General features: G+C 52.6%; 19 protein-coding genes. 4 read left to right on the plus strand and 15 right to left on the minus strand.

All coding sequences use genetic code 11. The features are described 5' to 3' along the window. The 15 genes from fusA to H8527_RS03980 form a co-directional block, all read right to left on the minus strand. The gene (gene fusA / locus H8527_RS03910; RefSeq protein WP_187545776.1) at positions 1-2,121 is read right to left on the minus strand and encodes an elongation factor G; all 2,121 of its coding nucleotides are present in this window, start codon (positions 2,119-2,121) and stop codon (positions 1-3) included. A gap of 26 nt (positions 2,122-2,147) precedes the next feature. Next, positions 2,148-2,624: a 30S ribosomal protein S7 gene (gene rpsG / locus H8527_RS03915; RefSeq protein ID WP_187545778.1), complete on the minus strand. Its 477-nt coding sequence runs from the start codon at positions 2,622-2,624 to the stop codon at positions 2,148-2,150. A 220-nt stretch (positions 2,625-2,844) separates the two neighbouring features. Next, on the minus strand, positions 2,845-3,228 hold the full coding sequence (gene rpsL / locus H8527_RS03920; RefSeq protein WP_187545780.1) for a 30S ribosomal protein S12: 384 nt from the start codon (positions 3,226-3,228) through the stop codon (positions 2,845-2,847). Positions 3,229-4,237: 1,009 nt separating this feature from the next. After that, on the minus strand, positions 4,238-4,663 hold the full coding sequence (locus tag H8527_RS03925; protein ID WP_255498510.1) for a hypothetical protein: 426 nt from the start codon (positions 4,661-4,663) through the stop codon (positions 4,238-4,240). A gap of 410 nt (positions 4,664-5,073) precedes the next feature. After that, entirely contained in the window at positions 5,074-5,739 is a 666-nt protein-coding gene (locus H8527_RS03930) for a hypothetical protein (protein WP_187545784.1), read from the minus strand. A gap of 2 nt (positions 5,740-5,741) precedes the next feature. Next, positions 5,742-6,062, minus strand: a complete 321-nt coding sequence (locus H8527_RS03935) for a hypothetical protein (protein ID WP_187545786.1) — start codon at positions 6,060-6,062, stop codon at positions 5,742-5,744. 292 nt (positions 6,063-6,354) lie between these two features. After that, positions 6,355-6,780 (minus strand): hypothetical protein, encoded by a 426-nt coding sequence (locus tag H8527_RS03940; protein WP_255498511.1) that lies wholly within the window; start codon positions 6,778-6,780, stop codon positions 6,355-6,357. A 732-nt stretch (positions 6,781-7,512) separates the two neighbouring features. Further along, the gene (alaS, locus tag H8527_RS03945) at positions 7,513-10,140 is read right to left on the minus strand and encodes an alanine--tRNA ligase (RefSeq protein WP_187545788.1); all 2,628 of its coding nucleotides are present in this window, start codon (positions 10,138-10,140) and stop codon (positions 7,513-7,515) included. Between the two features lie 130 nt (positions 10,141-10,270). Beyond that, positions 10,271-10,669 carry a DUF805 domain-containing protein gene (locus H8527_RS03950; protein WP_187545789.1) on the minus strand — a complete coding sequence of 133 codons (399 nt, stop codon included), beginning with the start codon at positions 10,667-10,669 and terminating at the stop codon, positions 10,271-10,273. A gap of 111 nt (positions 10,670-10,780) precedes the next feature. Continuing rightward, entirely contained in the window at positions 10,781-11,308 is a 528-nt protein-coding gene (locus H8527_RS03955; RefSeq protein WP_187545791.1) for a DUF805 domain-containing protein, read from the minus strand. Positions 11,309-11,646: 338 nt separating this feature from the next. After that, entirely contained in the window at positions 11,647-12,120 is a 474-nt protein-coding gene (locus tag H8527_RS03960; RefSeq protein ID WP_187545793.1) for a Dps family protein, read from the minus strand. Positions 12,121-12,327: 207 nt separating this feature from the next. Further along, the gene (locus H8527_RS03965; protein WP_187545795.1) at positions 12,328-13,743 is read right to left on the minus strand and encodes a DUF5723 family protein; all 1,416 of its coding nucleotides are present in this window, start codon (positions 13,741-13,743) and stop codon (positions 12,328-12,330) included. A 21-nt stretch (positions 13,744-13,764) separates the two neighbouring features. Beyond that, a complete protein-coding gene (locus tag H8527_RS03970) occupies positions 13,765-15,576 on the minus strand; it encodes a hypothetical protein (protein WP_187545797.1) in 1,812 nt (603 codons plus the stop codon). A gap of 471 nt (positions 15,577-16,047) precedes the next feature. Continuing rightward, the gene (locus H8527_RS03975; RefSeq protein WP_187545799.1) at positions 16,048-18,498 is read right to left on the minus strand and encodes a glycoside hydrolase family 27 protein; all 2,451 of its coding nucleotides are present in this window, start codon (positions 18,496-18,498) and stop codon (positions 16,048-16,050) included. A gap of 476 nt (positions 18,499-18,974) precedes the next feature. Then, positions 18,975-20,726 (minus strand): putative transporter, encoded by a 1,752-nt coding sequence (locus tag H8527_RS03980; RefSeq protein WP_187545801.1) that lies wholly within the window; start codon positions 20,724-20,726, stop codon positions 18,975-18,977. Positions 20,727-20,934: 208 nt separating this feature from the next. On the opposite strand from H8527_RS03980, the gene udk reads away from it, so the two are divergent. The 4 genes from udk (at position 20,935) to H8527_RS04000 (ending at position 26,456) form a co-directional block, all read left to right on the plus strand. Continuing rightward, a complete protein-coding gene (udk, locus tag H8527_RS03985) occupies positions 20,935-21,576 on the plus strand; it encodes a uridine kinase (protein ID WP_187545803.1) in 642 nt (213 codons plus the stop codon). A 106-nt stretch (positions 21,577-21,682) separates the two neighbouring features. Then, positions 21,683-23,605, plus strand: coding sequence for a 1-deoxy-D-xylulose-5-phosphate synthase (dxs, locus tag H8527_RS03990; RefSeq protein ID WP_187545805.1), 1,923 nt, complete (start codon positions 21,683-21,685; stop codon positions 23,603-23,605). Between the two features lie 12 nt (positions 23,606-23,617). After that, positions 23,618-24,961: a Trk system potassium transporter TrkA gene (gene trkA / locus H8527_RS03995; RefSeq protein WP_187545807.1), complete on the plus strand. Its 1,344-nt coding sequence runs from the start codon at positions 23,618-23,620 to the stop codon at positions 24,959-24,961. A 37-nt stretch (positions 24,962-24,998) separates the two neighbouring features. Beyond that, a complete protein-coding gene (locus tag H8527_RS04000; RefSeq protein ID WP_187545809.1) occupies positions 24,999-26,456 on the plus strand; it encodes a TrkH family potassium uptake protein in 1,458 nt (485 codons plus the stop codon). Positions 26,457-26,740 lie beyond the last annotated feature (284 nt).

Raw genomic sequence — 26,740 nt, forward strand, 5'->3', positions numbered from 1 at the left:
TTACTTGATGAGGTCTACGCGGCCCTTGATTTCTTCAAGCACAGCCTTAGCGATACCGCTCGAAACGGGCGAGTGGTGATCGTACTGCATCGAAGAAGTGGCACGACCGGAAGTGATGGTACGGAGCGCTGTCACGTAGCCAAACATTTCTGCGAGAGGCACAGTGGCCTTCACGATGCGGGCACCGGAACGGCTGTTTTCCATACCTTCCACCTGACCACGGCGCTTGTTGAGGTCACCGATGACGTCACCCATGTTTTCTTCGGGAGTTACCACTTCGAGCTTCATCATGGGCTCCATCAAGACAGGACCTGCTTGTGCGCAAGCGTTCTTATAGGCTTGGAGGGCAGCGATTTCGAAGGAGAGCTGATCGGAGTCAACGGGGTGGAAAGAACCATCGAGGAGTTCCACCTTGAGGCTGTCGAGAGGGAAGCCACCGAGCACACCACTCTTCATAGCGTTTTCAAAGCCCTTCTGTACAGAGGGGATGAATTCCTTAGGAATGTTACCACCAGTCACCTTGTTCACGAACTGGAGACCACCTTCCTTGAAGTCTTCATCAACAGGACCTACGTTCACGATGATGTCTGCGAACTTACCGCGACCACCAGATTGCTTCTTGTAGACTTCGCGGAGGTTGACGGTCTTGGTGATGGCTTCCTTGTAGTTCACCTGAGGCTTACCTTGGTTGCACTCCACCTTAAACTCACGACGCAGACGGTCGATGATGATGTCGAGGTGAAGTTCACCCATACCCGAAATCACGGTCTGACCGCTTTGTTCGTCGGTCTTCACGGTGAAGGTGGGGTCTTCTTCGGCGAGCTTGGCCAAACCATTGGAGAGCTTGTCGAGGTCCTTCTGCGTCTTGGGCTCAACCGCAATACCAATCACGGGATCGGGGAAGTCCATAGATTCGAGCACGATGGGAGCGCCTTCTTCAGCGAGCGTGTCGCCCGTGCGGATGTCCTTGAAACCGACACCGGCACCGATGTCACCGGCAGAAATCACGTCTACGGGGTTTTGCTTGGAAGAGTGCATCTGGAAGAGACGCGAAACGCGTTCCTTCTTGCCGGAGCGAACGTTGTAGACGTAAGAACCAGCTTCCACCTTACCGGAGTAAACGCGGAAGAAGGTGAGTCGACCTACGTAGGGGTCGGTAGCAATCTTAAAGGCGAGAGCAGCCGTCTTTTCGTCTTCCGAAGGCTTGCGCGTTTCGACTTCGCCGGTTTCGGGGTTCGTACCTTCGATAGCGGGTGTGTCGAGGGGAGAGGGCAGGAACATGCAGACGTAGTCGAGCAGCGTCTGTACGCCCTTGTTCTTGAACGAAGAACCGCAAGTCATGGGCACGATGTCGAGAGCGAGCGTACCCTTGCGGATAGCAGCCACGATTTCCTCTTCGCTGAGCGAGTTGGGGTCGTCGAAGAACTTCTCCATGAGGGTTTCGTCTTGCTCAGCAGCGAGTTCAATCATCTTCTGACGCCATTCGTTGCATTCGTCCACGAGTTCGGCGGGGATGTCTTCTACATCATATTCCGCACCCATCGTTTCGTCGTGCCACAGGATGGCCTTCATCTTGATGAGGTCTACGATACCCCTGAAGTTTTCTTCAGCACCGATGGGCACAGAAATCACACAGGGAGTAGCACCGAGGACGTCCTTCATCTGGCGCACCACTTCGAAGAAGTTGGCACCGGAACGGTCCATCTTGTTGACATAACCGATACGGGGGACGTTGTACTTGTCGGCCTGACGCCAAACGGTTTCCGATTGAGGTTCAACACCACCCACGGCACAGTAGGTTGCCACAGCACCGTCGAGCACACGGAGCGAACGTTCTACTTCTGCGGTGAAGTCAACGTGTCCCGGAGTGTCAATGAGGTTGAACTTATACTGTGTGCCGTTGTACTTCCAGAAGGCAGTCGTAGCAGCGGAGGTAATGGTGATACCGCGCTCCTGCTCTTGTTCCATCCAGTCCATGGTAGCACCACCTTCGTGTACTTCACCAATTTTGTGGGTCTTACCCGTGTAGAAGAGGATACGTTCGGAAGTGGTGGTCTTACCGGCATCGATGTGGGCCATGATACCGATATTACGCGTCAAATGGAGATCTTGCTTTGCCATTTTGTTATGCTATCTTGGGGGTTGGATTAGAAACGGAAGTGTGCAAAGGCACGGTTAGCTTCTGCCATACGGTGCATTTCTTCCTTACGCTTGAAGGCAGCACCCTGTTCGTTGTAGGCGTCCATGATTTCGGCAGCGAGCTTGTCGGCCATCGTCTTGCCACCGCGCTTGCGAGCATAGGCAATCATGTTCTTCATCGAAACAGACTCCTTACGATCGGGGCGGATTTCTGTGGGCACTTGGAAAGTGGCACCACCGATACGACGGCTCTTCACTTCCACTTGGGGAGTAATCTTGTCGAGGGCAATTTTCCAGATTTCGAGCGCACTCTTTTCTTCGCTCTGCATCTTCTCACCTACGATTTCGAGGCTCTTGTAGAAAATCTCGTAGGAGATGTTCTTCTTGCCGTCATACATGAGGTGATTTACGAACTTGGAGACCTTCTGGTCGCCGTAGACGGGATCCGGGAGGATCACACGCTTCTTTGGTTTTGCTTTACGCATGGGTGATAAGGGGTTGGGTTGTGTTAGGGCTGCATCATGTCTTCAGCAGAGCCACGATAGTGGTGCTTACTCAACCTTATGCAAACCAATCTTTGATTTGATAGACGAAGCATTGGGAAAGGGCTGGTGGGCTAAGGGCTACCCGCTCAGTAAGAGCGAGTCTTCATCCGCCATCACTTGGGGATTACTCTCTTACCACAGCGCTCATTTCCCGATCTTCTTATTTCTTGGCGGCCTTAGGACGCTTAGCGCCATACTTCGAACGGCGCTGTGTGCGGTTGGCCACGCCGGCGGTGTCGAGCGTACCGCGAACGATGTGATAGCGTACACCGGGGAGGTCCTTCACACGACCACCGCGAACGAGCACGATGCTGTGTTCCTGGAGGTTGTGGCCTTCACCGGGGATGTAGGAGTTGACTTCCTTAGAGTTGGTGAGACGCACACGAGCCACTTTACGCATGGCGGAGTTAGGCTTTTTGGGGGTGGTTGTGTACACGCGAACACAAACACCACGACGCTGAGGGCAGTTGTCGAGAGCAGGCGACTTTGACTTGTCGGCAGCTACTGAACGACCCTTACGAACGAGTTGTTGAATAGTTGGCATTTTGCTGATTTTTAATTGTTTATATATTGTATTTTTGTTGTCTTATGAGGGTTGGGTGAGTGCATACTTCACCTTTCAAGGTGCAAAAGTACCACTTTTTTTTGGCTTAGACAATAGCAAGGGGGCATTTTTTCGGTGCAAGCGAGGATAATCTATCCGCACAGGAAGTTCTCCGAAAAAAGGACTCTCCTCACCTGCCGAAAATTAGACTTCCGAGCGGCACTCACGACGCCTCGCGCGCGTCCTCTACAAGAGAGTGTGCGTTTTGCCTTCACGCCTTCACCGGAGCAGATAAGTCTCCGAAAAACAAGTAGATACGGGTGAAGGCAACGCGAAAGATGTGCCTTCACCTTCATTGACTGAGTATAAAGAGTTTCCTCAGGAGGTGAAGGCAGTGAAGGCAAAAAACAAGATTTTACAGAATAGCGTGCGCACATGCGTACGCGCGTATGAACAACGAGAGAAGAGGCGCGAAGACGTGATGAAAAAAGCCTTCACCGCGGTGGCTCGGTTGTGCGCTCCACTTACCTCAGAGGTAGATTTTTCTACCTCTGAGATAGAAAAAACTACCTCTGAGGTAAGTGGGTCTTCTTTGTAGGATGATCTCTACTTTGACACCCTCTTTGCCTCTCTTTTCCGCCATCTCGCCCTTGTTCATCCCTCGCGTAGCCCGCTACACTCCTTCTTCGCAAAGACAAGCTGACGAAAAAAATGAAACAAATCTGGTATCAATTCATTCCGAACACCCACTTAAACAAAGTTAAAGTCACGCCTTCATGGCTGTTTTTGAGATTGAGATGACTATATACAAAGGAGGAGGCCAAAATCAAAAGTTCCCCTATCGCTTGAAACGAGATAGGGGAACTTTCTTTTAACCCCAATTCGAGACCGTAGAGTCAACCAGCAAATGCAAAATTACACTTTTATTTGATAGAACTCTGATTTCAGTTTTGCAAAACTAAGTTATGTCTCGGTCTGTTGTATAGAAGTTTAAGGGGCAACAACATGTCTATATTTCATTATCAACGATTTTAAGCTCTTTCATCTTTAATCTATAAAGACTTTTCGCATTCTTACAATCTTTACTATACCATTCATATTTTGTAAGGTCTACAAGCGTACGAATGCCCCAACCAGAATCATTGGTTATGACAATATAACAGACGCTTCCATCTTTACGTCTGTAGTAGCTTACTTCGCCTAATTCATCTGCATAGTGATTTCCCCAATCCATTGTATTATCCCAATAACTATATACAGGATTATATTGATTCCCCTCTTTAAAGTTCAGAGTCAAATACTTGGTTTTTCTATAAAAACTGATTTTATAGAATTCATATCGCTCCAAAGAATCCAGACACACATTCTTCCAAAAATACGTTTCTAAGCATTGCTTTATATTTTTCTTAAGATACGGAGCATTATCCACCAACATTATGTGGTACACTGATTTCGTTCCTGAATCCGAGACGGTTGTATGAGTCTCCAAAACATCACACCTTATTGGTGCAACAACAATGTCTCTTCTAAAGTGAAAGATTACACCCATCACTATGAAACAGAGAAATGCCAGTCCAATAAGACTCTTCTTGTGTCGCATTGTATATATATCAGTTTAATTGACCTTGTATTATAATTTCTTTCGACATCACACTAAGCTGGGGCTTCTTACGGGAGACAATCCCACCGATGTAAGGGTCGTATGAGTCCAATCTTACATACTTATGTTTAGCAGGCGACTCTCCGGCCACCTTTGTCCCTTTCTTCGATGCTTCTAAATGCTCCACCTTTGTAAGGATCGAACTTGGCACGCGCCTCATTGGAGACCGGCACCTCCACTCGAATTCACTTCTTAGGTTCTTGATAGCGTTCGATGTCTCGCTGGAGATACTGCCTAAACGTAGGAAACTCCTTGTCCGTGACTTCTAATATCGTCTCTCGAACGACCGTCGGAATACGATCCAAGCGTATGAGCTGGTCATATTCACCGAACTCAGGGTAGGAAAGGCAAAGTTTGGAATAGTCCTCTTCAGAGAGAGGGATCTCTGATTCCTCGACACTATCACTCCACGTGCCCACTCCTCCTTTATGCTTCACTACCCCCCACGTTTTGTCCTCCTTAAAGTAAAACATAAAGCTATAGACCGTATCATAGTCTTGCGGATGCTTGGGTTGGAGTCTGATAGTATCCAAGAACAATGTTTTCCCTTCTTGTGTGAAGTCTCTAAACGTATAAATGAGAAAGTTTTCAAGATCCTCTCTCAAGAAGTCTACCCCAAAGTATCCCACATTGGACTCAATGGCGCAGTAGGGGCTGTCATCCTCATTGAGAATCGTTGCAAAGTAAACATTTTGTTGCTCATGCGCTTCGCGAGAGGCCAGTTCCAAAAGGCCTTCTTTATTCTTCCGACGAGAATAGCGAGTCTTGTTGTAGCGATCTAATTGACTTAGGGTTGCTTCTTCTGTATTTATGTGATTACCAACCCAGGTTCTAATGAATATTGTCTTCATAACTAATTATAGTATTTACCTTTTATGTCTCTAATCTTTATATAGTGCTTCTTCGCGTAGTCTAATACCTTTGGCGGTATTTCCGCTTTATGCACGGGCACTTCAAGAATCATTTGTCCTTTAAGAACTTTTCCATTATTTGCCTTGAAGATTCCGGCATTAGCCTTACTTATATTGGACGGCACATCGGCAATGATCGAACCTGATGGGTACTTCTCCTCTAGCTCCTTGAGGTAACGAATTGCTGTCTCTTCCGACACCTCACCGAGTTGGGTTTTCTTACGAGAGACTATCTCACCTTTCTGAGGGTCGTATGAGTCCAATCTTACATACTTATGTTTAGCAGGCGACTCTCCGGCCACCTTTTTCCCTTTCTTCGGTGCTTCTAAATAAACCTCATTGAAAGGATAGAACCCTCGTTAATAACTTGGCGAATCGACCTCAAAGGTCCACTCGTATTCATCCGCTCCGTAGCTCTCATTCTTCAGTTGAACAACCATAGGAGAGGTCTTGTCCTCAGCAACCTCAATAGAGAAGGAAGAGGCTATTGGAACTGACTGTTCGTGGAGGCAGGAAGAAAAGAGTATTATCAAGAGACCTGCTATTATAATACTTCTATATTTCATTATCAACGATTTTAAGCTCTCTCATCTTTAATCTATAAAGACTTTTCGCATTCTTACAATCTTCACTATACATTTCAGATTTTGAAATGTCTACAAGCGCACGAATACCCCAACCAGAATCACTGGTAAAGACAATATAACAGACGCTTCCATCTTTACGTCTGTAGTAGCTTACTTCGCCTAATTTATCTTCATAGTGATTTCCCCAATCCATTGTATTATCCCAATGGCTATATACAGGATTATATTGCCCACCCTCTTTAAAGTTCAGAGTCAAATACTTGGTTTTTCTATAAAAATAGATCTTATACTTTTCATATCGCTCCAAAGAATCCAGACCCACATTCTTCCAAAAATACATCTCTAAGCATTGCTTTATGTTTTTCTTAAGATACGGAGCATTATCCACCAACATTATGTGGTATACTGATTTTATTCCTGAATCCGAGAAAGTTGTATCAGACTCCAATATGTCGCACCTTATTGGTGCGACAACAATATCTCTTCTAAAGTGAAAGATTACGCCCATCACTATGAAACAGAGAAATGCCAGTCCAATAAAAATCTTCTTGTGTCGCATTGTATGTCACTTTAATTGCCCTTGTAATATAATTTCTTTCGACATCATTGTCACAAAGGGTTTATACCCCCTCATGTATTGCAAGATAAACCACGAACAAAAATCTTCTGCAGCTTCTTCGAAGAGTACATCAGGAAGCTCCATATTCCGTTATAACCCCAATTCGGGATAAGGAACTCTTGTTTTTTGCCTTAAAATAGTTTCAATAAAAGCCCAAAAAGAGGATTATTTTTCGTATATTTGTTGTTGATAACCAAACAGATAACAAAAAACAATCCTCTATGAAACTTGTCAGCAAAGTTACGGAAATTTATTGTATTGCAGATGATTTCTGCAAAGAATATGAGTTGGAATTGAACAAAAAAGCACTATCAATATGGAGTTTGAGATGGAGGGAGAAGCAGGAGTGAAACAGCTCACACTTTTCTAAACCTACTTGCGTGAAACAATGAATCTTCGGCCTACAACAAGGTCGAAAGAATCGTTGTGGACTATAAGCTGAGTAAAAAATAGGTGACCTTAAACCGAATTGGGGTTACTAAGTAGGTGTAAAAATCGGACGAGGACTTAGAAGCCTGCCAGTTCGAGCACTTTGGCCACCGCTGCGTCAAGGCCGGCCGTATTCTTGCCGCCGGCTGTGGCGAAGTGGGGAGCGCCGCCACCACCACCTTGGATGAGACGGGCAGCTTCCTTCACGAGGTTGCCGGCATGGAGTGAACGGCCGGACACGAGGTCTTTGCTGACCATCACCGTGAGGAGCGGTTTGTCGTCGTGCTTGGAACCCAAAACGATAAAAGTGCTTTCGGGCAACTGACCGGCCACTTGGAAAGCGAGATCCTTTACGGCAGCAGGATCTACGTCCATCGGAATAACTTGGGCGATAATCTTCACGCCGTCCACTTCTTTGGCGGCTTCGATGAGACGGCCTTTCAGTTGTCCCACACGTTCGCGCACAGCGGCTTCCACCTGCTTCTTAAGGTCGGAATTTTCTTCGATGGCACGCCGTACGGCAGCCGTAACGTCTTTGGCATTGTTGAAGAAAGCGCCCACGCTTGAGATGATGTCTTGTTGGAGATAAATGCTTTCTTCGGCAGCTTCGCCCGTGATGGCCTCAACACGACGCACACCGGCAGCGACACTGCTTTCGGAAACGATGCGGAAGAGGCCGAGTTGGCCGGTGCTCTTGGCGTGGCATCCACCGCAAAACTCTACGCTGTCGCCAAACTGCACCACGCGCACTTTGTCGCCGTACTTTTCGCCGAAGAGAGCGATGGCGCCCATCTCCTTGGCATCGGCGATGTCCATGTCGCGGTGGTCTTGGAGGGGCATATTTTCGCGAATGCGGCTGTTGACCAGACGCTCCACTTGGCGAATTTCTTCGGGAGTGACCTTTTGGAAGTGGGAGAAGTCGAAACGAAGACTTTGCGGGGTGACGAGCGAGCCCTTCTGCTCAACGTGGGTGCCGAGGACTTCGCGCAGGGCTTGGTCGATGAGGTGGGTGGCCGTGTGGTTGGCTTCGCAGGCACGGCGCTTGTCGACATCGACACAGGCCATAAATTCGGCCTCGGGATGCTTGGGAAGTGCCTTGGTGAGATGGATGGGCAAGTTGTTTTCGCGCTTGGTGTCGAAGATTTCAATCGTTTCTGCTTCGTTCACCAACACACCCTGATCGCCCACTTGTCCGCCCATTTCTGCATAGAAAGGCGTGTGGTCGAGCACCAACTCGAAGTAGGTTTGCTTCTTCTGCTGCACTTGGCGATATTTCAAAATGCGGCAGCCGTATTCAGTGAAATCCCAACCGTGGAAGGTAGTTTCTCCTTCGGCGAGCACGACCCAGTCACCTGTTTCGGAAGCGGCAGCGTTGCGGGCGCGCTCCTTTTGCTGTTGCATTTCAGCATTAAAGCCGTCTTCGTCTACCGTAAGACCGGCTTCAGAGCAGATGAGTTCGGTAAGGTCGAGGGGGAAACCATAGGTGTCAAAGAGAGTGAAGGCTTCTTTGCCGTCCACAACCTTTTCATTGGCGGATTTCGTGGCCTCGATGATACCTTCGAGACGGCTGATGCCCGTGGCGAGGGTGCGGAGGAAGGACTCTTCCTCTTCGCGAATGACCTTGGTGATGAGCTCTTGCTGAGCGGGGAGTTCGGGATAGGCGCCACCCATCTCCTGCACGAGCGTGGGGATGAGTTTGCAGATGAAAGCCTCGCGCTGGTTGAGGAAGGTGTAAGCATAACGCACAGCACGACGAAGGATGCGGCGAATCACGTAACCTGCCTTGGCGTTGGAGGGCAACTGCCCATCGGCGATGGAGAAGGCAATGGCACGCAGATGGTCGGCGATGACGCGCATGGCCACATCGACACTCTCCTCTTGGCCGTAGGAGAAGCCCGAAAGTTCGGCAATTTTGCGAATGATGGGCTGGAAGATGTCGGTGTCGTAGTTGGAGTTCTTGCCTTGGAGCACACGCACCAAGCGTTCGAAGCCCATACCGGTGTCGATGACTTTGTGGGGAAGCCCTTCGAGCGAACCGTCGGCTTTGCGGTTGTACTGCATGAAGACGAGGTTCCAGATCTCAATCACTTCTGGATTGTCCTGATTGACGAGCGAAGCACCGGGGATTTTGGCCTTTTCCTCCTCCGAACGGCCATCGATGTGGATTTCAGAGCAAGGGCCGCAGGGACCGGTGTCGCCCATTTCCCAAAAGTTGTCGTGCTTGTTGCCGTTGATGATGTGGTCTTTGGGGAAGTAGCGTTCCCAGATGGTAGCCGCTTCGTCGTCGCGCTCCAGGCCGGCGGATTTGTCGCCTTCGAAAACGGTGACGTAAAGGTTTTTCGGGTCGATTTTCAGTACATCCACCAAGAACTTATAGGCAAAGGTGATGGCGTCTTCCTTGAAATAGTCGCCAAAGGACCAGTTGCCAAGCATTTCAAACATCGTGTGGTGGTAGGTGTCGTGTCCCACCTCTTCGAGGTCGTTGTGCTTACCGCTCACGCGCAGGCATTTCTGCGAGTCGGTCATGCGGCGGCTTTTGGGTTCGGCGTGTCCGAGGATGATGTCCTTGAACTGGTTCATCCCGGCGTTGGTAAACATCAATGTCGGGTCGTCCTTGATTACCATAGGAGCGGAGGGGACGATGAGGTGTCCGTGCTCCTCAAAGAAGCGCTTGTAGGCTTCGCGTATTTCGTTTGCTGTCATCATACTGTATTCTTAATGTATTTGGGTGCAAAGTTACAATTTTCTAAACGAAAAACGAGCGATACGGCCACGAATTGTGACCGAATCGCTCGGTGTCTGAGTGAGTTGTGCTACAAAGGTAGTTACTTAAAGATTATCCTTGGTAAGGATCGCCGTAAAGATCGTTACCTACACCCTTAGGGTTAGGGCCATACCCGTTATGTCCTAGTTCGCTATCGGTGCACATCCAGACGAGCATAAGGATTCCTCCCACTAAAGGGATTAAAACAGTTAGGTAAAACCACCCACTTTTGCCCGTGTCGTGAAGACGGCGCACACATACTGCAATTGTGGGTAGCAATGTTGCCAGCCCCCAAAGATAGGCAAGAGATATGAATCCAGGAGTGTCTGTTGCAAGAGCTAACAATAAAGCAAGAACAACGCATGCAATGTAAATCAAGGTGTTGAATAGGGTGTAATACCAGTACTCGGAACGTCGAGCACGGCCGTTGAAGTCAGCATAGTGCTGAAGGCAATAAAGAAAATACTTCATAAAAGGATTGTTTAAAGGGTTTATTGTGAGTTGAATGCTCTAGCATTTCAATTATTGCTTTTCCCTGAGATGAAAACCTTGTTGATTTGGGTATCCACCTTTATTGAGAGCCTATTGAACTGGATTTGCGTTGTTTCCTTCTTTGGGGTTAGGACCAAATCTATTTACCCCTTGTTGGCTGTCTCTGCAATACCAAACTAGAAGAAGGATTTCTGCAGCTATGTGGCAAATGATGGAGATGAACAAAAGAACTGAAAGCAGTTTTTCTTCCATAAAAATAGAGAAGCCACGCATATCTATGCCCCATATGGCATAAAAGAATAGCAGATACACCAAGATTATTACCAAACCAAACGTAATGAGTCCGGTAATGATGGTCAATAGTTGCCACCAACCACTTCGGTTCGTGTCGTGTAAGCGTCGAGCTGAGACTGCCAAATTAGGAATGAATAAGGCAATCGGATATACAGATATTATGAAACTCCAATCTATTCCTATTACTCTTTTTATTGCTAGAATGATAAGGTAAATACCAATAAAAATAAGAACGTTGAAGAGCTGAAAGTACCAAAACTCCGAACGGCGTGCACGGCCGCTGAAGTCGGCATAGTGCTTAAGACAATAAAGAAAATACTTCATAGTGTTGAAAAAATTATCGAAGAATGGAGTTATTGCAAATCTTGTCCGCCAGCATTAGGGTTTTGTTGGTAAGAATTGACCGCGTTGTGAGGAGGCTGTTATTCGTGCACAAAATTACGAAATAATTCGCATTGGATGCGTTTTCGCTGTATAAAAAGCGACTATCCGTGCCGGGGGACGTTGTTTTGTCGGGGCGGGTGGAACATTTCGGAGAGACAAAGGGAGAGAAGAATGCCGCTTGCTCCGCCCTACGTTCGCCTCCTCCAAAAACAAAGTCCCCTCACCTTTGGCGAACAAAGGCAAGGGGGCAAATGATGTTGCGTAACAACGAGTAGGAATTAAGCGAGGGTGGCGGCAAGCATCCACACTTCTTTCTCCTGACCACGGAGATAGTCGCTGATGAGGGCTACCGTCACCTCGTCGCCGGCTTCTTGAGCAGCGGCCAAGATGGCACGCTCTTCGGCGATGAGCAGACGAAGGGTGTCCAAGACGTATTGCAAAGCATCTTCCTTGTCGTGGACCACACCCAGTTCCTTCACCTCAGATTGTTGCAGGTAGGCGCTGAAACGGTGTTCGGGGGTAGCTTCGAGCTGAAGGAGGCGTTCGGCAATCTCGTCCACCTTTCCGGCAGCGTCATTGTAGAGGTCTTCGAAGTGGGTGTGGAGCGAGAAGAACTGGTTGCCACGGATGTTCCAGTGCAGACCACGGAGGTTGGTGTAGTATACCTGGAAGTCAGCCAGCAGTTGGTTGAGAGCTTTGACTACGGGAGCTACGGCAGCGGCATTAAGGCCGGTGATTTCGAGAGTTTTCATAAGAGTGATTGTTTTGAGGGGTTGATGTATTATTGTTTTTTTCTTGTTTTCTGGTGCAAAGATACGGCGCATCTTGCACCCCGCCAACAGATATAAACAAACACGAGATAGAGGATTTCTATTTCAAGAGGATAACTCTCTCATTTACAAACTTATTTCTACCGTCTTCAAGTTTTTTTATGCCATTCTTCGGCAGTAGGATAGTTCCTACTTTTGCGCACGATGGGCTTCGGCGGAGAGGGGAAAGCCGATGCCGAAGGCCACGTTGGAGTTCAAGCTGTTGAGGGGAATGCCCTGCTTGGAGAGGCGCCCCACAAAGCGGTCGGCAGCGACAAAGAAGTGGAAACCGTGGGCGTTGAGCGTGAGCATGCCACCAAACTGCGTACCGGTGCTGGTGAAGGCCGTGCTGAGGCCGACTTCCACTAAGCGGATGGGACGGACGCGGGCACTGAGCATGGTGGAGTTCCAACTATAAATGTCGTTGATGCGGTGGGAGTGGAGAAGGCCGAAACTGAGTTTGTCGTAAACGGGCAGGGTGTATTCCGCACCGATGTTGAGCGTCGTGGCGAGACCCTGGCCGTGACCTTTACGGCCGGTGTCGTAGAGGTTGAGCATGTCTTTCAAGTCTTCGCCCATTTGGTCGAACTCGTGTCCCAACTCCTGCGAACCGCTCTTGTCGGAGGCCACGTAGGCTTGGCGAAAACCACTGAACGTCCACTTCGCATTGTCTTTGGTTTTGAGATTTTGCGCCTGACTATGGTTGATGCCGCCCATGTCGTTGAGGGCAGCGCTGAGGGTGAGGTTTTCCATACCGTGCACCTTGTAGGTCGCACCAAGATCGAAGGCCACACCGAAACCGGTCATGCCGCCTTTGAAGTCCTCAAGGTCGTCCAAGCGGCCCTTGCTGTCCATCCGGAAGTGGGTGTTTTGGAAAGCGACAGCCCCTTCAGCCTGCCCCATCACTTCCCACTTGTTGTCGTCGAGGGTGAGGTCGAGCTGCTTGACTTTCAGGTTGGCATAGGCCAAACCGAAGAGGAGTTTTGCCTTGGCACCCACCACAAAGTGGTCATCAATGGCGTGAGAGTGACCCAGCGCTACTTCTAAGTACGACTGGCTTTTCATACCCAAATCCGAAAGGTTGTAGCTACTGTTGGCGCCACTTTCTTTGGCAAAACGGAAGAGTTGGTTGGGGAGCTTAAAGTCGGTGTTGGAGCGCAAATTGACATCAATAATGTTGTTGCCCTGCCACGCTTTGAAGCCCACGGAGATGAGATTCATATTGAGATAGACACCGCCCTGCACATCGTCGCTGCCCAGCGTGCTGAAGAACTGACCACTACTCACGTCGGGATGCAGAAAGGTGCCGTAACGCCGGCCGTTGTTTTGGGCGGGGTCGATGTCGTAGATGAAGGTGCGAGCGCCGAAGTTGCCCACCGACCCAACGTTGAAGTTACCCAAGAAGGGCATGGAGACATAGCGTTGGTCGCTGATGTAGGCGGGATTCAACTGGTGGCGAAACTTGGCCGTTTCCATAAAGTAGGAAGTGCGCATTTCCTGTGCTGCGGCGGTGAAGGCTGCGCTGCCGAGGAGAGCGGCAAGAAGGGTTTTATGAAGAGCTTTCATGATGTTTGTGAGTACTGAAGGTTAGTTGAAATCCGCAATGATGGCTCCGCCAAAGTTGAGTTTGGCATTCTGAATTTGGAGATACTGGTCGCTGCGCAAGGTCTGTGCCTTGTTCACCTCGTCGGCCGATGCCTTGACGGAGAACTTGAAGCGCTTGATGAGTTGCAGGCTTTTGGGATGGTCGGCTTTGAGGGTGAGGGTGATGGGGCGTGTCACAACATTGCCATCGGGAGCTCCCTTGATGTCGACTTCCGACACGGTGATACCGGCAATCACATTGCCCTTTTCGTCGAGCGGGATGAGGCGTGCTTTCAGCGAGAGAGGGATATTGGTGAGGACATCGGCGGTGACAGCAATCGCAAGGTTGCTGCTCGTCACGTCGTCCATGTCCATGTCGATGTCGCTCGTTTCATCGGTGTAGTCGACCTTCAGCCCCTGCGAGAAGGCAAAGGGCACCAACATCTTGTAAGACGATTGGGCACGATACTGACGGCCGAATTCGAGGGTGACTTCCTCGCCGGCCAACCGCACAGCGCCATCGTTCAGGCGGACGTTGACCACATCGGGGATGGTTTCGATGAGCCGGCCGAAATCCTTGACCACCGACTTTCGTGCATCGGCAGGAGCGGTTTCGGTGTCGTAGGGTTGCTCGCCTTGGTAGAAATAAACCACGTTCTTCCGGTCTTTCTCCAAGCGCACGCCCTCCGGTGCGAGCTGCACTTCAGTGTGCTTGCCGCCGGCTTGTGCGGTGAGTTTACCCTTTTGCAACACTACGGCCGCGGGAACATCGGTCATGTCGGCATCGAAGCGGAGGGTGAGTTGGTCGACCTTGAGCGCAACATCGTCGCCGCTCAGGAAGTCGGGCACTTGCGCCTTCACCTGAATGGGGTCGATCTTCGGGGCAATGGAGGGACTGAACACCCCCGTCACCGTTTTGGCGGCCACCACGTCTTTGTTCTTCCCATTCACCGTCACGAGCAAGGCGATGGTCGCTTTGGGCGCTTTGTCGCCCGACACGTGGAAAGGAGTTTTCACTCCCATGGCCAGTTCGCCTTTGAGACCAAACTTTTCGGCAGGCACCTGGTGGGAGGTCAAGGCTTTGGCGAAGGCGAGACGATCCACCACGATATTGCCCAAGTCGATTTCGCGCAGACCTTCGACGATGGTTCGATTGGGCAGCGTGTAGATGCCATCCTTGTAGTGGGCGCTGTTGGACTTGATATAAGAAGGCAGTGTGATTTTGAGATTTTTCAGACCGTAGATGGCAAAGTGCGTCGCCACATCATCTTGCAGTTTCAGTTTGAGGTTGAACGTGACGTTGCCCAAACCAATGCTGCTCACCTGCTTCACTTCGTCGCTCCAAGAGAGGTTGAAGTCGAAGTCTTTGCCGTCTTCAAAAGCGGTGTAGTCGGGGTTGGTGTTGGCCGGCACGTCGTAGCCCGTTGTAGCCAAAAGCGCCTTTTGTGCATCGGTGAGCTGGGAGAGCAGATGTTTCCAGATGTCGTTGCCAAAGTTGTAACCCACGTTCAACTGGTTGACCTCTATTTCAGACGAGGCCTTCTTTATGGTGAAGTCCAGGTGGGTCTGCCCGGTTTCCACGAGGTAGTAAAGCCCGTTGGCATCGGTTTTGATATTTCCTTCGGGCTTGAGGAGGTCCACGAGTTTAATCCTTTCAGTGTTGCCGAATTTCACCTTCAATCCATCAACATTGAGTTTCACTTTCATATCGACATCGCCATAGTCGACGGAAGAGTCAACGCAGCTACACAGCATGAGGGCGGCAGGAAGTACATAGAAAGCGCGCCGCAAGAGAGGACTTAGGGAGTGTTTCATGGCTGAATTTAATTTATGGGGTTGGTGTATATGTATATGGAGTTCCGTGAGAGAAAAAGGCAAAACATCCGCATTTCAACACGACGTAAAGCACCGCAAAGATATAAATTCTTTTAATAATGCCCAAAGAAGACGCGATTTTAAGCAAAAAAAACAAGGAAAATACCATCCCAAGCTCCCCCAAAGTTCCAAATACCTTCTCGTCCGACAAAAACAGCGCTCCATGTGAAGTAAAATTGGACAAGGCAATCCAATGAATTGGACAAGTGTGTCCAATCCATTTGCAGCGTGAAGCACAAAAAAGCGAGCCCCTTCCTTGGATGATCCAAAGAAGGGGTTCGCTGCATTCAGAAGGCGCGCGTTAGTGCCGGAAAAAGGAGTGGGGATTGCAGATGTTGTCCCACAAGCGGGGCAAAAACGTGTTGAGAACAAGGGCGGGCACGATGGAGAGCGCGAAAACCGTGGGGTGCCTTAACGAATGATTTTCGCCCCGTTTTCCAAAACGTAGACGCCGGAAGTGGGAGCGCTCACCCTGCGGCCGGAGAGGTCGTGCAAGCGGCCTTGAGCCTGAGCGGCCGCGGTTTGGCTGCTGCCGGGGAGGGGGTCGATGCCGGTGGTACCCGACTTTTCAGTAAGGAGGAACACCTTCGTTTCGTAGGGAGCGAGCGCGCCGGTGGTGAGGCGGCCGGTCACTTCGGTCGTTGTGCCGGTCCACACATTCTTAGAGAGGTAGGTGGCAGTGGCTTTGAGATAGAGCTTCGTCAGGTCGAGTGTGCGCGAAGCGATGGACGCTCCGCCGCGGTTGGTCACGGCGATGGCTTTGCGGCCGCCGGTGAGGTCCTTGACGTAGACATCGAAGCCCGTCTTCGCAAAGTCGGTGTTGCCGGTGCTGAGCTCGGCCATATATTCCGCCTGCTGGCCGAGGGCATCTTGGTTGATGGCGATGATGTCGGCATTGGTGAGGGTGGCGAGGTCGGCTTTGGTGACAAGAGGTGTGGGGATCGACACGCCGCCGTTGGCTTCGCCTCGGGGGGTGGCGCGGAGGTCGCAAGTGAGCGCGAGCGGACTGGCCAGCATGCACCAGAGGCTCATCTGGCTGCGGGATTGGGCGTTGTTGAGGCCGGGGATGATGCCGCCGTTGCTTTGGTGGTCGGAGGTGTTGTTGCTCGGGCCGCCGAGACCGTGGAGCCCGATGCACATCATGTCGAGGTCGTTGAAGCGATTGACACCGGCATACATCCAGAGGTCGCGCACCTCGTCGACACCGCCCAGCACACCGGGTCGGCTGTGGTTGCCGATCCAGCTTTCACGCGCATCGGCCGTGGCCCGCCAACTGCTGCCACCGGCTTCAGCGCCCCAGGTCCAGGGGCGGTTGGTGCCCCACTCGCAGATGTTGTAGCCGAAGGGAGGACGACCGGCAGCGGCGCGGGCGTCGTTGATTTGCTTCACCGCCTGCCCCATCGCTTTGTAGCTTGGATAGGCTGCTCCTTCACTATTGCAGAAGTCATACTTGAGCATATCGACACCCCAACTCTCGAAGAGCTGCATGTGGGGCAGTTCGTAGCCATAGCTGCCGGGCTGATAGTTTTCGCAGGTCATGCGGCCGGCATCGCTGTAGATGCCTACCTTGGCTGTGGGATTGACGGCTTGCAGGGCAGCCTTGAGCCCGCTGATGCCTTTCGGGAACTTGACGGGGTCGTAGGTAAGTTTGGCTTTGTCGGCCTCCTGCGTCCCCCATCCGTCGTCGAGGACGATGGTGTTGTAGCCAGCCGCAAAAAGACCTTTGTCTTCCATCCCTTGCGCGATGGCCACCATCTTGTCGTGACTGATGGATTTGGCAAACCAGTTCCAGCTAAGCCATCCCATCATGGGCGTGGGCGACTGCAGGTGGCGACTCACGGTGAGGCGGACGGGGATGCTGCTCACCACACCGTCGGAGGCAGCCACCTTGACGTGGTAGACGTATTCGCCTTCCTGTTCGGGCGCCGTGCCGTAGACGTACTTGTAGCGGTTGCCCACGGCCGTACGGTCGTCTTTGAGGCTGAAACCGGCGAGCGCACCGAAGTCGACACTCTGCACGGTCTCGCCCGAATTGGCCACGAGTTTGTGCATAAATTCTGCTCCGGGAAGGCTGAACAACGTGGTGGCGCAGGCCAGCGAACCCACCGCGGGGTCAATGATGGTCCATGCACTGTTGCCGTCGTCGGTGCGCCAGAGGTTGAGCACGGCCTTGTAGTTCACCCCGCCGGTGAAGTTCCACGAAGGGGTATCTTCCTTCACCTGCGCCACACTGCCGGGGATGATGCTCACGTTCTCCCGGTCGGTCCGCAGGAGGATTTTCCACGTTTTGGCCGCCGAGGCCGAGGTGACCACCTTCACATAGCTGCCCGACTGCGTGGTTTGCAGATCGGCATTGGCCACGCGGGTGTAGGTGATGTAGCCATTGGCCGCGAGGTCATAGATATAGTAGTGGCCGATGGTGTTTTGGTCTTCGAGAAAGAGGAAGCGGTCGGCCTCCGACTTCTGGGTCGTGGACACGAGGTTGTTGCCCTTCTTTCCGATGTAGGCGGCCGGCATTTTGAGCAGGTAGGGATGTCGTTCGCCATGGAGCGAGAGGGTGGGAATGAACATCTGGAGGAAGTCTACATTGACCTGCCGATGGGTGTTGTCCACCTGCACGGTGTAGCCGTAGCCGCCTCCGCAGGTCACTTTCACATCACTTTCCTCGATGGGTTCGGCTTTGAATTTGGTGTCGCCCTGTGCGTTCACACCGCGGAAGGATGAACCGCGGATGGTGATGGTGGCCGTCTGCGGCATACCGGACGAGAAGAGCGTGTACTCCCTCAGTTCCGCCGAAAGGGGCAGTACGATGGCGAGCAGGAGCAGCAACAGGGTGCTGCGAAATCGTAAGGTTGAAAACATGATATTGAAGATTTAAAAGTTGAATGTCGAAGAGCGTGCACACCGCTATCGGGAATTCCTTGCCGACAGTCTTATGCACTATATGTACTCAGTCGGGTGCAAAGATATAAATTCTTTGCTATACAGCCAAAGCCGTCTCGACTTTGCCCGAACTCAATGTGCACAACATTTTAGCGCAGCACTCCTATCTTGAAAGTACACGACGTTCGTTCCACCCGACGTACAGTGTTCAGACAAAAAGAAGACCACATCCGCAACAAAAGATAATTCTCTCCAAGGAATACTATAAACCAAAGTGTGATTTATAGATTACTCCTTAGCTTCTCAACTTTTCTTGCAGAAGCAGCCAACTTTGTCATTGAGCCTGACGAACAGTGCCAAAAGGAACATCATCAAACGGACTCGGCAGGACTTTGCCGAAAGACAAAATCCTGCCGAGTCCGTTATTTTAGAAGAAGTCTATAAGATATGAGGCACTACATGAAGAAGAGCAACACGAGCTGCGCCATGAGGATGCGCAAGAACATGGCGAGCGGATAGACGGTGCTGTAGCCCACGGCCGGGGCGTTGTTGCCCGCTGTGGCGTTGGCAAAAGCCAAGGCCGGTGGGTCGGTGTTGGAACCGGCAATCAAGCCCATCAGGGTGAAGTAGTTGAGCTTCATCTTCAAGCGTCCGTAGAGACCTACGATGAGAATGGGGAGGGTTGTAATCAGGAAACCCATCCAGACATAGTGGACGCCGTCGCCCTCCATGATAGTCTTCCAGAAGGAAGCACCGGCCTGAATGCCCACACTGCTCAAGAAGAGGATGAGACCGACTTCGCGGAGCATGAGGTTGGCCGAGGTGGACGTGTAGGTGTTGATTTTGTAGCGATAGCCAAAGGCACCGATGAGGATGGCCACCACGAGAGGACCACCGGCCAAACCGAGCTTCACAGGCACAGACACACCGGGGATGGGGATGGGCAACTGGCCGACAATGATACCCACGAGGATGCCGAAGAAGATGGCACCAACGTTGGGGTGGTCGAGGTGCTTGACGTGGGCACCGATGACGTTTTTGAGGCGCTCGATGTTTTCTTCACGTCCCGTCACCATGATGCGGTCGCCCACTTGGAGGGGCAGGTCGCGGGCGGCAAAGAGCTCCATGCCGTTGCGAGTGACGCGGGTGACATTGACGCCATAGAGGGACGAGAAATGCAGTTGGCCGAAGGTCTTGCCGTTGATTTCGGGTTTGGTGATGACCAAGCGTTTGCTCACGTAGTTGGTCGTTTCGATGGTTTCGGGCTCGTTGAAAGGCTCTGCCTCACCGATGAGTAGGGTGAGCGCTTCGGCCTCATTTTCGGTGCAGACGATGTGCACGCTCATGCCCAGTTCGAGTTCCGTTTCGTGGTTGGGGATGAAGAAACTGCCATCGGGATTGATACACCGCGTGACGATAAACTGGCGGTTGAGGAACTGGTGAAGCGCTTCGAGCGAACGGCCCACGACGGCCTTGTTGGTCACACGCACAAGGATGTGCTTGGGGGTGGCATGAGGGTTGCTTTCTTCCGACTGGCGGATGGCTTCTTGCTCCTTTTCGTAGGAAACTCCCGTAAGTAGTCGGATGGCGAGAGTGGCCAGGATGATGCCCACCACACCGAGGGGATAGGCGCAGGCGTAGCCGTTGGCGATGGTGGGGATGGTGCCGGACTGGATGAGGTCGGGCAGAACACCGTTGGCCGCACCGAGACCGGGAGTATTGGTCACAGCGCCATACATCACCCCGACCATCATGGGCAAGTTGTTGGCATCACCAGGATGAGAGAAGATACCGGCAAAGTCGCCCAAATAGTAGAGGCCGAGCATGACCACCACGTTGAGCATCACCAAACTGGCAGTGAGCAGGTTCATACCCAGTCCGCCCGACTTGAAAGTTTCGAAGAAACTGGGGCCGACTTGCAGACCGATGCAGTAGACAAAGAGGATGAGCCCCAACTCCTTGACCACATCGATGATGGGTTTCTGATAGGCCACGGCCGCCGCGGGGTCGGCATAAAGCACGTTGGTGCAGATGTGGCCGACAATGATGCCCACAAAGAGTACCCACGTGACTCCAAAGGCGATGCCGTTGCGGCCGCCAATCTTCCAGCGACCCAATTTAACCCCCAGACTAATGACCAGGGCATACAAAATCACAATATGCGCAATGCTCTCCGGGTTTTGTAGAATTTTCACGAACCAATCCATGGTATAAGATAAATGAGATGAATGTTGATTTTGGGTGCAAAATTAAGTATTATTTGCGTTCCTGCAAAATATCGCCCTCAAAAAAACATGCCCCGCTTCCTCTGAGCCGCTCCCAAGGCGAGGGGGAAGAATTTTCCATAAAAAATTTCCGAGTTTCGTTTTTTCTACGTAAGTTTGCATTTCTAATCGTATCACAGCACACAACCGCATGATAATCATAGGTATAGCCGGCGGAACGGGGTCGGGAAAGACCACCGTTGTCCGTAAAATCGTAGAAAGTTTGCCCGAAAACTCCGTCGCGGTCATCCCCCAAGATTCCTACTACAAGCACCAGTGGGATGTGCCCGAAGAGTTGCGCAAGCTCACCAACTTCGACCATCCGAACGCTTTCGACTGGCCGCTATTGGCCCATCAGATTGAGCAGCTCAAATTTGGCAAAGCCATCGAGCAACCCACCTACTCCTACCTCACCTGCACCCGTCAGGAGGAGACCATCCACGTGGAGCCGCACGAGGTGATTATCGTGGAGGGGATTATGGCTCTTTACGACAAAGAGTTGCGCGAACAGATGGACTTAAAAATCTTTGTCGATGCCGAACCGGACGAACGGCTGCTGCGCGTCATTGAGCGCGACATTGCCGAACGGGGACATCCGCTCGACATGCTGATAGACAAATATCGCAACGTCTTGAAGCCGATGCACGACGAGTTCATCGAACCCTCGAAGCAACACGCCGACATCATCATCCCCAATGGCGGCGACAACACCCGCGCCATCGCCATGATGCAGCAATACATCCGCTCCGCCTTCCGCGAGCAGGAGGTGCGGGCGGCCTTCTCTGCTAAGTAGGGAAGTAGGTAAATAGGTATTCATTCTGAACGCCTACTTACGACTCATCTGTCGTGAGCCGACAGCCCTTTTCCCTCCTCTACCCTCTCTCATCAACCACTTAGACATGACAAATCCGTCGAAATATCAACTGCTCTCCCATATCAACTCACCAGCCGACCTGCGGCGCTTGCCTCTCGAACGATTGCCACAACTTTGTCAGGAGTTGCGCGAGGACATCCTCGACGAACTGGCACAAAATCCCGGACATCTGGCCTCGAGTTTAGGGGTGGTGGAACTCACCGTGGCGCTCCACTATGTGTTCGACACGCCTGAGGACCGCATCGTTTGGGACGTGGGACATCAGGCCTATGGGCACAAAATCCTCACAGGGCGGCGCGATGCCTTCTGCACCAACCGCAAGTTGGGCGGCATTCGCCCCTTTCCCTCCCCCCAAGAGAGTCCCTACGACACCTTTGTGTGCGGTCACGCCTCCAACTCCATTTCGGCTGCCCTCGGCATGAGTGTGGCCGCCTTGCAACAGGGGCATCCCGAGCGCAAGGTGGTGGCGGTGATCGGCGATGGGGCGATGAGCGGCGGACTGGCCTTTGAGGGGCTCAACAACGCTTCCGACACGCCCAACAACCTGCTCATCATCCTCAACGACAACAACATGAGCATCTCCCATTCGGTGGGCGGCATGAAGCAATACCTCCACCACGTCCACACCTCCTCCTTCTACAACCGCTGGCGCAACCGCTTCGCTCGAAAACTGGAGCAATGGGGATGGCTCAACACACCGCGACGCAAAAGGCTCATCCGCCTCAACAACGCGTTCAAGTCGTTCATCACCGCCCAGCAAAATATCTTTGAGGGGATGAACATCCGTTATTTCGGCCCTTACGACGGTCACAATGTGCTGGAGTTGGTGCAATCGTTGCGCCGCCTCAAAGACATGACCGGCCCTCGCTTGCTCCACATCCACACCACTAAGGGCAAGGGTTATGAACTGGCTGAGGAAAACCCCATCGTCTGGCACGCCCCGGGCAAGTTCGACCGCCAAGAGGGCGAACGTCTTGAAACGGGCAAGGACGGGCAACCTCCGAAATTTCAAGATGTATTCGGCCACACGCTGGTCGAACTCGCACAGAGCAACCCACGCATCATGGGCGTCACGCCGGCCATGCTCACCGGTTGCTCCATGCACTTGCTGGCCGAAGCGATGCCCGAACGCACCTTTGATGTGGGCATTGCCGAAGGCCACGCCGCCACCTTCTCGGCAGGTATGGCCAAAGATGGGCTCATCCCCTTCTGCAACATCTACTCCTCCTTTGCCCAGCGCGCCTACGACCACATCATCCACGACTGTGCCATCCTCTCCCTTCCGGTGGTGTTCTGCCTCGACCGCGCGGGGCTTGTGGGCGAAGACGGACCCACCCACCACGGCAGTTTCGACATTGCCTACCTCCGTCCCATCCCCAACCTCACCCTTGCCTCGCCCTACGACGAGCACGAACTGCGTCGCCTCATGTTCACCGCACAGCAGGAGGCCACAGGACCTTTCTTCATCCGCTACCCTCGCGGCGGCGGCCGACTGGTCGACTGGCGCTGCCCGCTGGAAGCCATCGAAGTGGGGCGTGGACGTTTGCTCAAAGATGGACGCCGAGATGGGCAGGGCGATGTGGCCCTCCTCTCGTTCGGCCCAATCGGCAATGTGGCAGCCGATGCCATCGCCCGACTCACCGTAGAACGCCCGGACTTGCGCATCTCCCACGTCGACCTTCGCTTTGCCAAACCGCTCGACGAAGCTCTCATCCTCGACATGGCGCGCACCCACCGGCGCCTCATCACTCTTGAAGACGGTGTGCGCAAAGGCGGTGTCGGCACGGCCGTTCTCGAGCTCCTGGCCGACCACAATCTCTCCTGCCCTGTGCAGCGCATCGGCCTGCCCGACCACTTTGTGGAGCACGGTACACCGACCGAACTCTATCACCTCTGCGGAATGGACACGGAAGCCATCACGCAGGCTTTGTCAGACATCAGAAGTTAGAAAATCCCTCCTATGAAAGTTGTCATTGCCGGTGCCGGCGAAGTAGGCACTCACTTGGCCAAAATGCTCGTGGGCGAACACCACGACATCACTCTCATCGACGAAAAGCAATCGCGGCTCAACGCCGTGTCCTCCAACCTCGACATTCTCACCATCTTCGGGTCGCCCACTTCCATCAGCACCCTTCAAGAGGCGGGAGTGGGGCGTGCGGGGCTTTTCATCGGCGTCACCCCCGATGAAAGTCGCAACATGACCTGCTGCATGCTCGCCAAAAAACTCGGGGCGAAGAAGACGGTGGCGCGCGTCGACGAACTCGAATACACGCAGCCCGACAACCTGAGCTTCTTCCAGACCCTCGGTGTCGACTCCGTCATTTACCCCGAACAACTCGCAGCGCAGGAAATCAACCACCTCATCCGTCGCCCCTGGGTGCGCCAATGGTGGGAAGTGCAGGGCGGACAGCTCATGCTCTTCGGAGTGAAAGTGCGCCGCGGAGTGTCCATTCTCAATCGCCCCTTGGCGGAGTTTTCCGGGCCGGACGACCCCTATCACATCACCGCCATCAAGCGGCGGGGCGAAACCCTCATCCCCCACGGGTCGGACTGCATTGAGGAGGACGACCTCGTCTTTGTCATGACCACACCCGACCACATCGGCCTCGTCCGCGAAATCCTCGGCAAGGCCGACACGCCCGAGGCCCACACCGTCTTCTACATGGGGGGCGCCGACACGGTGGTGCAAAGTATCAACACCCTCGACCCCAAAATCCACGTCAAACTCTTTGAGCGCGACCCCGAACGCCACCTCGACCTCAGCTCGGCCATCCATCGCTCAGACATTCTGATGCTCAACGGCGATGGGCGCGACATCGACCTGCTGCGCGACGAAAACATCGAGCACGCTCAGGTGTTTGTGGCCGCGACACTCAGTTCGGAATCCAACATTCTGGCCTGCATGGCCGCCAAACGTCTCGGCGTGCCCAAAACGATTGCCATGGTCGAAAACACGGAATACATTGCCATGGCCGAACAGCTCGACATCGGCTCTGTGCTCAACAAGAAGGCATTTGCCGCCGGCCACATCTACCGCCTCCTGCTGCGCGCCGATGTCGAGTCGATCAAATACCTGAGCATTGCCCAAGCCGACGTCATCGAATACAAAGTCAAGAAGGACTCGCGCATCACGCAAAAGCCCATCAAGGACCTCCACCTCCCCTCGAGTGTCAACATCGGTGGCTACGTGCGCAACAACCGCGGCTATCTGGCCAACGGCAACACCACCTTCGAAGCGGGCGACATCGTCGTGGCTTTCAGTTTCAAAGGCGAATGCAAAAAGTTGGAGAAGTTTTTCAAATAAAGCGCATCTAATAACACGCATCTAAGTACACCTACTTATGCTCAATTATCGTATCATTGCCAAAGCCCTCGGCGGTCTCCTCTGGCTCGAAGCCCTGCTGCTCGGCCTCTGTCTGCTCGTAGGGCAATGGTATAGAGAGACCAACACCTCGGTGTGGCTCATCCCCATCGGAATCTGTGCCCTCCTCGGGCTGCTCGGGCTGCTCGTAGGCCGCCGCGCCCACAACAATTTCGGACGACGCGATGGCTATATGATTGTGTCGAGTGTTTGGATCATTTATTCTCTCATCGGCATGATTCCCTTCCTCATCGACGGACACACCGACCGTGTGGCAGTGGCCTTTTTCGAAACGATGTCGGGCTTCACCACCACCGGCGCTACCGCCTTCTCCGACGTCGATGCACTCCCCCACTCCATCCTCTTCTGGCGCAGTCTCACCCACTGGATTGGCGGTATGGGCATCATCTTTTTCACCCTCGCCGTCCTCCCCGCCATGGGCATCGGCGAGCAAAAACTCTTCTCGGCCGAAGCCACCGGACTGAAGATGGGCAAACTCCATCCGCGCATCTCCACCACTGCCCATTGGCTCTGGTCGGTCTATTTTCTCATCACCGGCAGCTGCATCCTCACCTACTACCTCTGCGGCATGTCCCTCTTCGATGCCGTCAATCACGGCTTTGCCACCATCGCCACCGGGGGCTTCTCCACCCACACGGAGTCCGTGGCCTACTTCCACTCCCCCGCCATCGAATATGCCACGACCTTCTTCATGTTCTTGGCCTCGACCAACTTCACCCTGCTCTACCTCTTCATCATCAAGCGCCGCTTCCGGCAGGTGCTCAAGGACGAAGAACTGCGTCTTTTCTTCGCCATCATCACCCTGGCCGTGGTCATCATCACCATCACCAAGTGGATTGAGGCCGACACCATCAGCGAACAGAGCTTCCGCAACGCCCTCTTCAACGCCATGTCGCTGATGAGCACCACGGGCTTCACCACCGACAACTTCATGCTCTGGCCCCACCTGGCCTGGATCATCCTCACCGCCATCAGCGTCATCGGTTCGTGCCAGGGCAGCACCAGCGGCGGCGTGAAAGTGGTGCGCGTGCTCACCTCGTTCAAGATTGTGCGCAACGAGTTTAAGCGCATCCTCCACCCCCGGGCCGTCCTCCCCGTGCGCCTCAACCACGACTATCTGGGCAACGATGTCACGCAGTCCATCTTTGCCTACACCTTCTTCTACATCGTGCTCATCGCCCTCGGCACAGCGGCCATGACCATGATGCACCTCCCCATCCTCGATGCCGTCGGGCTGAGCATTTCGGCCTTCTCCAACATCGGCCCCACCATCGGCCATTTCGTAGGTCCGCTCGATGCCTGGGGCATCATCCCCGACACCGCCCTTTGGGTCAATTCGTTCTTGATGCTCGCCGGCCGTCTCGAAATCTTCACCCTCCTGCTCCCCTTTGTCCCCGCCTTCTGGCGCGACAATTAGGATATCTCTTTCCCTTAAAAGAAATGAGATGAAGTCATGTTCTTCCACCTCTCATCACAAAATACCTATTTTTAGGTATTGCGACTTTTCTACAGCCTTGCTACCTTTGCACCCAACAAACTCCACGTTATGCAAAGCGACCGACTCCAACTTATAAGAAGAAACGGGGTTTCCCCTTCCACTCAGCGCACCATTCTTTCTCTGAATGGTGCGTTTTCTTTTGAACAAAACAAAACAACGTTCATTTTACAGTCGTTTTCTCGCCACGGCAATGTCCAAAATTC

This window comes from Alloprevotella sp. Lung230, from assembly GCF_014385435.1.
Lineage (GTDB): Bacteria > Bacteroidota > Bacteroidia > Bacteroidales > Bacteroidaceae > Alloprevotella.

Excerpts from the sequence above, each read along its gene's own strand:
- H8527_RS03965 (WP_187545795.1), bottom strand. The coding sequence starts at position 13,743 with ATGAAAGCTCTTCATAAAACCCTTCTTGCCGCTCTCCTCGGCAGCGCA.
- H8527_RS03970 (WP_187545797.1), bottom strand. The coding sequence starts at position 15,576 with ATGAAACACTCCCTAAGTCCTCTCTTGCGGCGCGCTTTCTATGTACTT.
- H8527_RS03950 (WP_187545789.1), bottom strand. The coding sequence starts at position 10,669 with ATGAAGTATTTTCTTTATTGCCTTCAGCACTATGCTGACTTCAACGGC.
- H8527_RS03975 (WP_187545799.1), bottom strand. The coding sequence starts at position 18,498 with ATGTTTTCAACCTTACGATTTCGCAGCACCCTGTTGCTGCTCCTGCTC.
- H8527_RS03930 (WP_187545784.1), bottom strand. The coding sequence starts at position 5,739 with ATGAAGACAATATTCATTAGAACCTGGGTTGGTAATCACATAAATACA.
- dxs (WP_187545805.1), top strand. The coding sequence starts at position 21,683 with ATGACAAATCCGTCGAAATATCAACTGCTCTCCCATATCAACTCACCA.
- H8527_RS03960 (WP_187545793.1), bottom strand. The coding sequence starts at position 12,120 with ATGAAAACTCTCGAAATCACCGGCCTTAATGCCGCTGCCGTAGCTCCC.
- H8527_RS04000 (WP_187545809.1), top strand. The coding sequence starts at position 24,999 with ATGCTCAATTATCGTATCATTGCCAAAGCCCTCGGCGGTCTCCTCTGG.
- H8527_RS03980 (WP_187545801.1), bottom strand. The coding sequence starts at position 20,726 with ATGGATTGGTTCGTGAAAATTCTACAAAACCCGGAGAGCATTGCGCAT.
- H8527_RS03955 (WP_187545791.1), bottom strand. The coding sequence starts at position 11,308 with ATGAAGTATTTTCTTTATTGTCTTAAGCACTATGCCGACTTCAGCGGC.
- trkA (WP_187545807.1), top strand. The coding sequence starts at position 23,618 with ATGAAAGTTGTCATTGCCGGTGCCGGCGAAGTAGGCACTCACTTGGCC.
- H8527_RS03940 (WP_255498511.1), bottom strand. The coding sequence starts at position 6,780 with ATGTTGGTGGATAATGCTCCGTATCTTAAGAAAAACATAAAGCAATGC.
- rpsG (WP_187545778.1), bottom strand. The coding sequence starts at position 2,624 with ATGCGTAAAGCAAAACCAAAGAAGCGTGTGATCCTCCCGGATCCCGTC.
- fusA (WP_187545776.1), bottom strand. The coding sequence starts at position 2,121 with ATGGCAAAGCAAGATCTCCATTTGACGCGTAATATCGGTATCATGGCC.
- alaS (WP_187545788.1), bottom strand. The coding sequence starts at position 10,140 with ATGATGACAGCAAACGAAATACGCGAAGCCTACAAGCGCTTCTTTGAG.
- udk (WP_187545803.1), top strand. The coding sequence starts at position 20,935 with ATGATAATCATAGGTATAGCCGGCGGAACGGGGTCGGGAAAGACCACC.
- H8527_RS03925 (WP_255498510.1), bottom strand. The coding sequence starts at position 4,663 with ATGTTGGTGGATAATGCTCCGTATCTTAAGAAAAATATAAAGCAATGC.
- rpsL (WP_187545780.1), bottom strand. The coding sequence starts at position 3,228 with ATGCCAACTATTCAACAACTCGTTCGTAAGGGTCGTTCAGTAGCTGCC.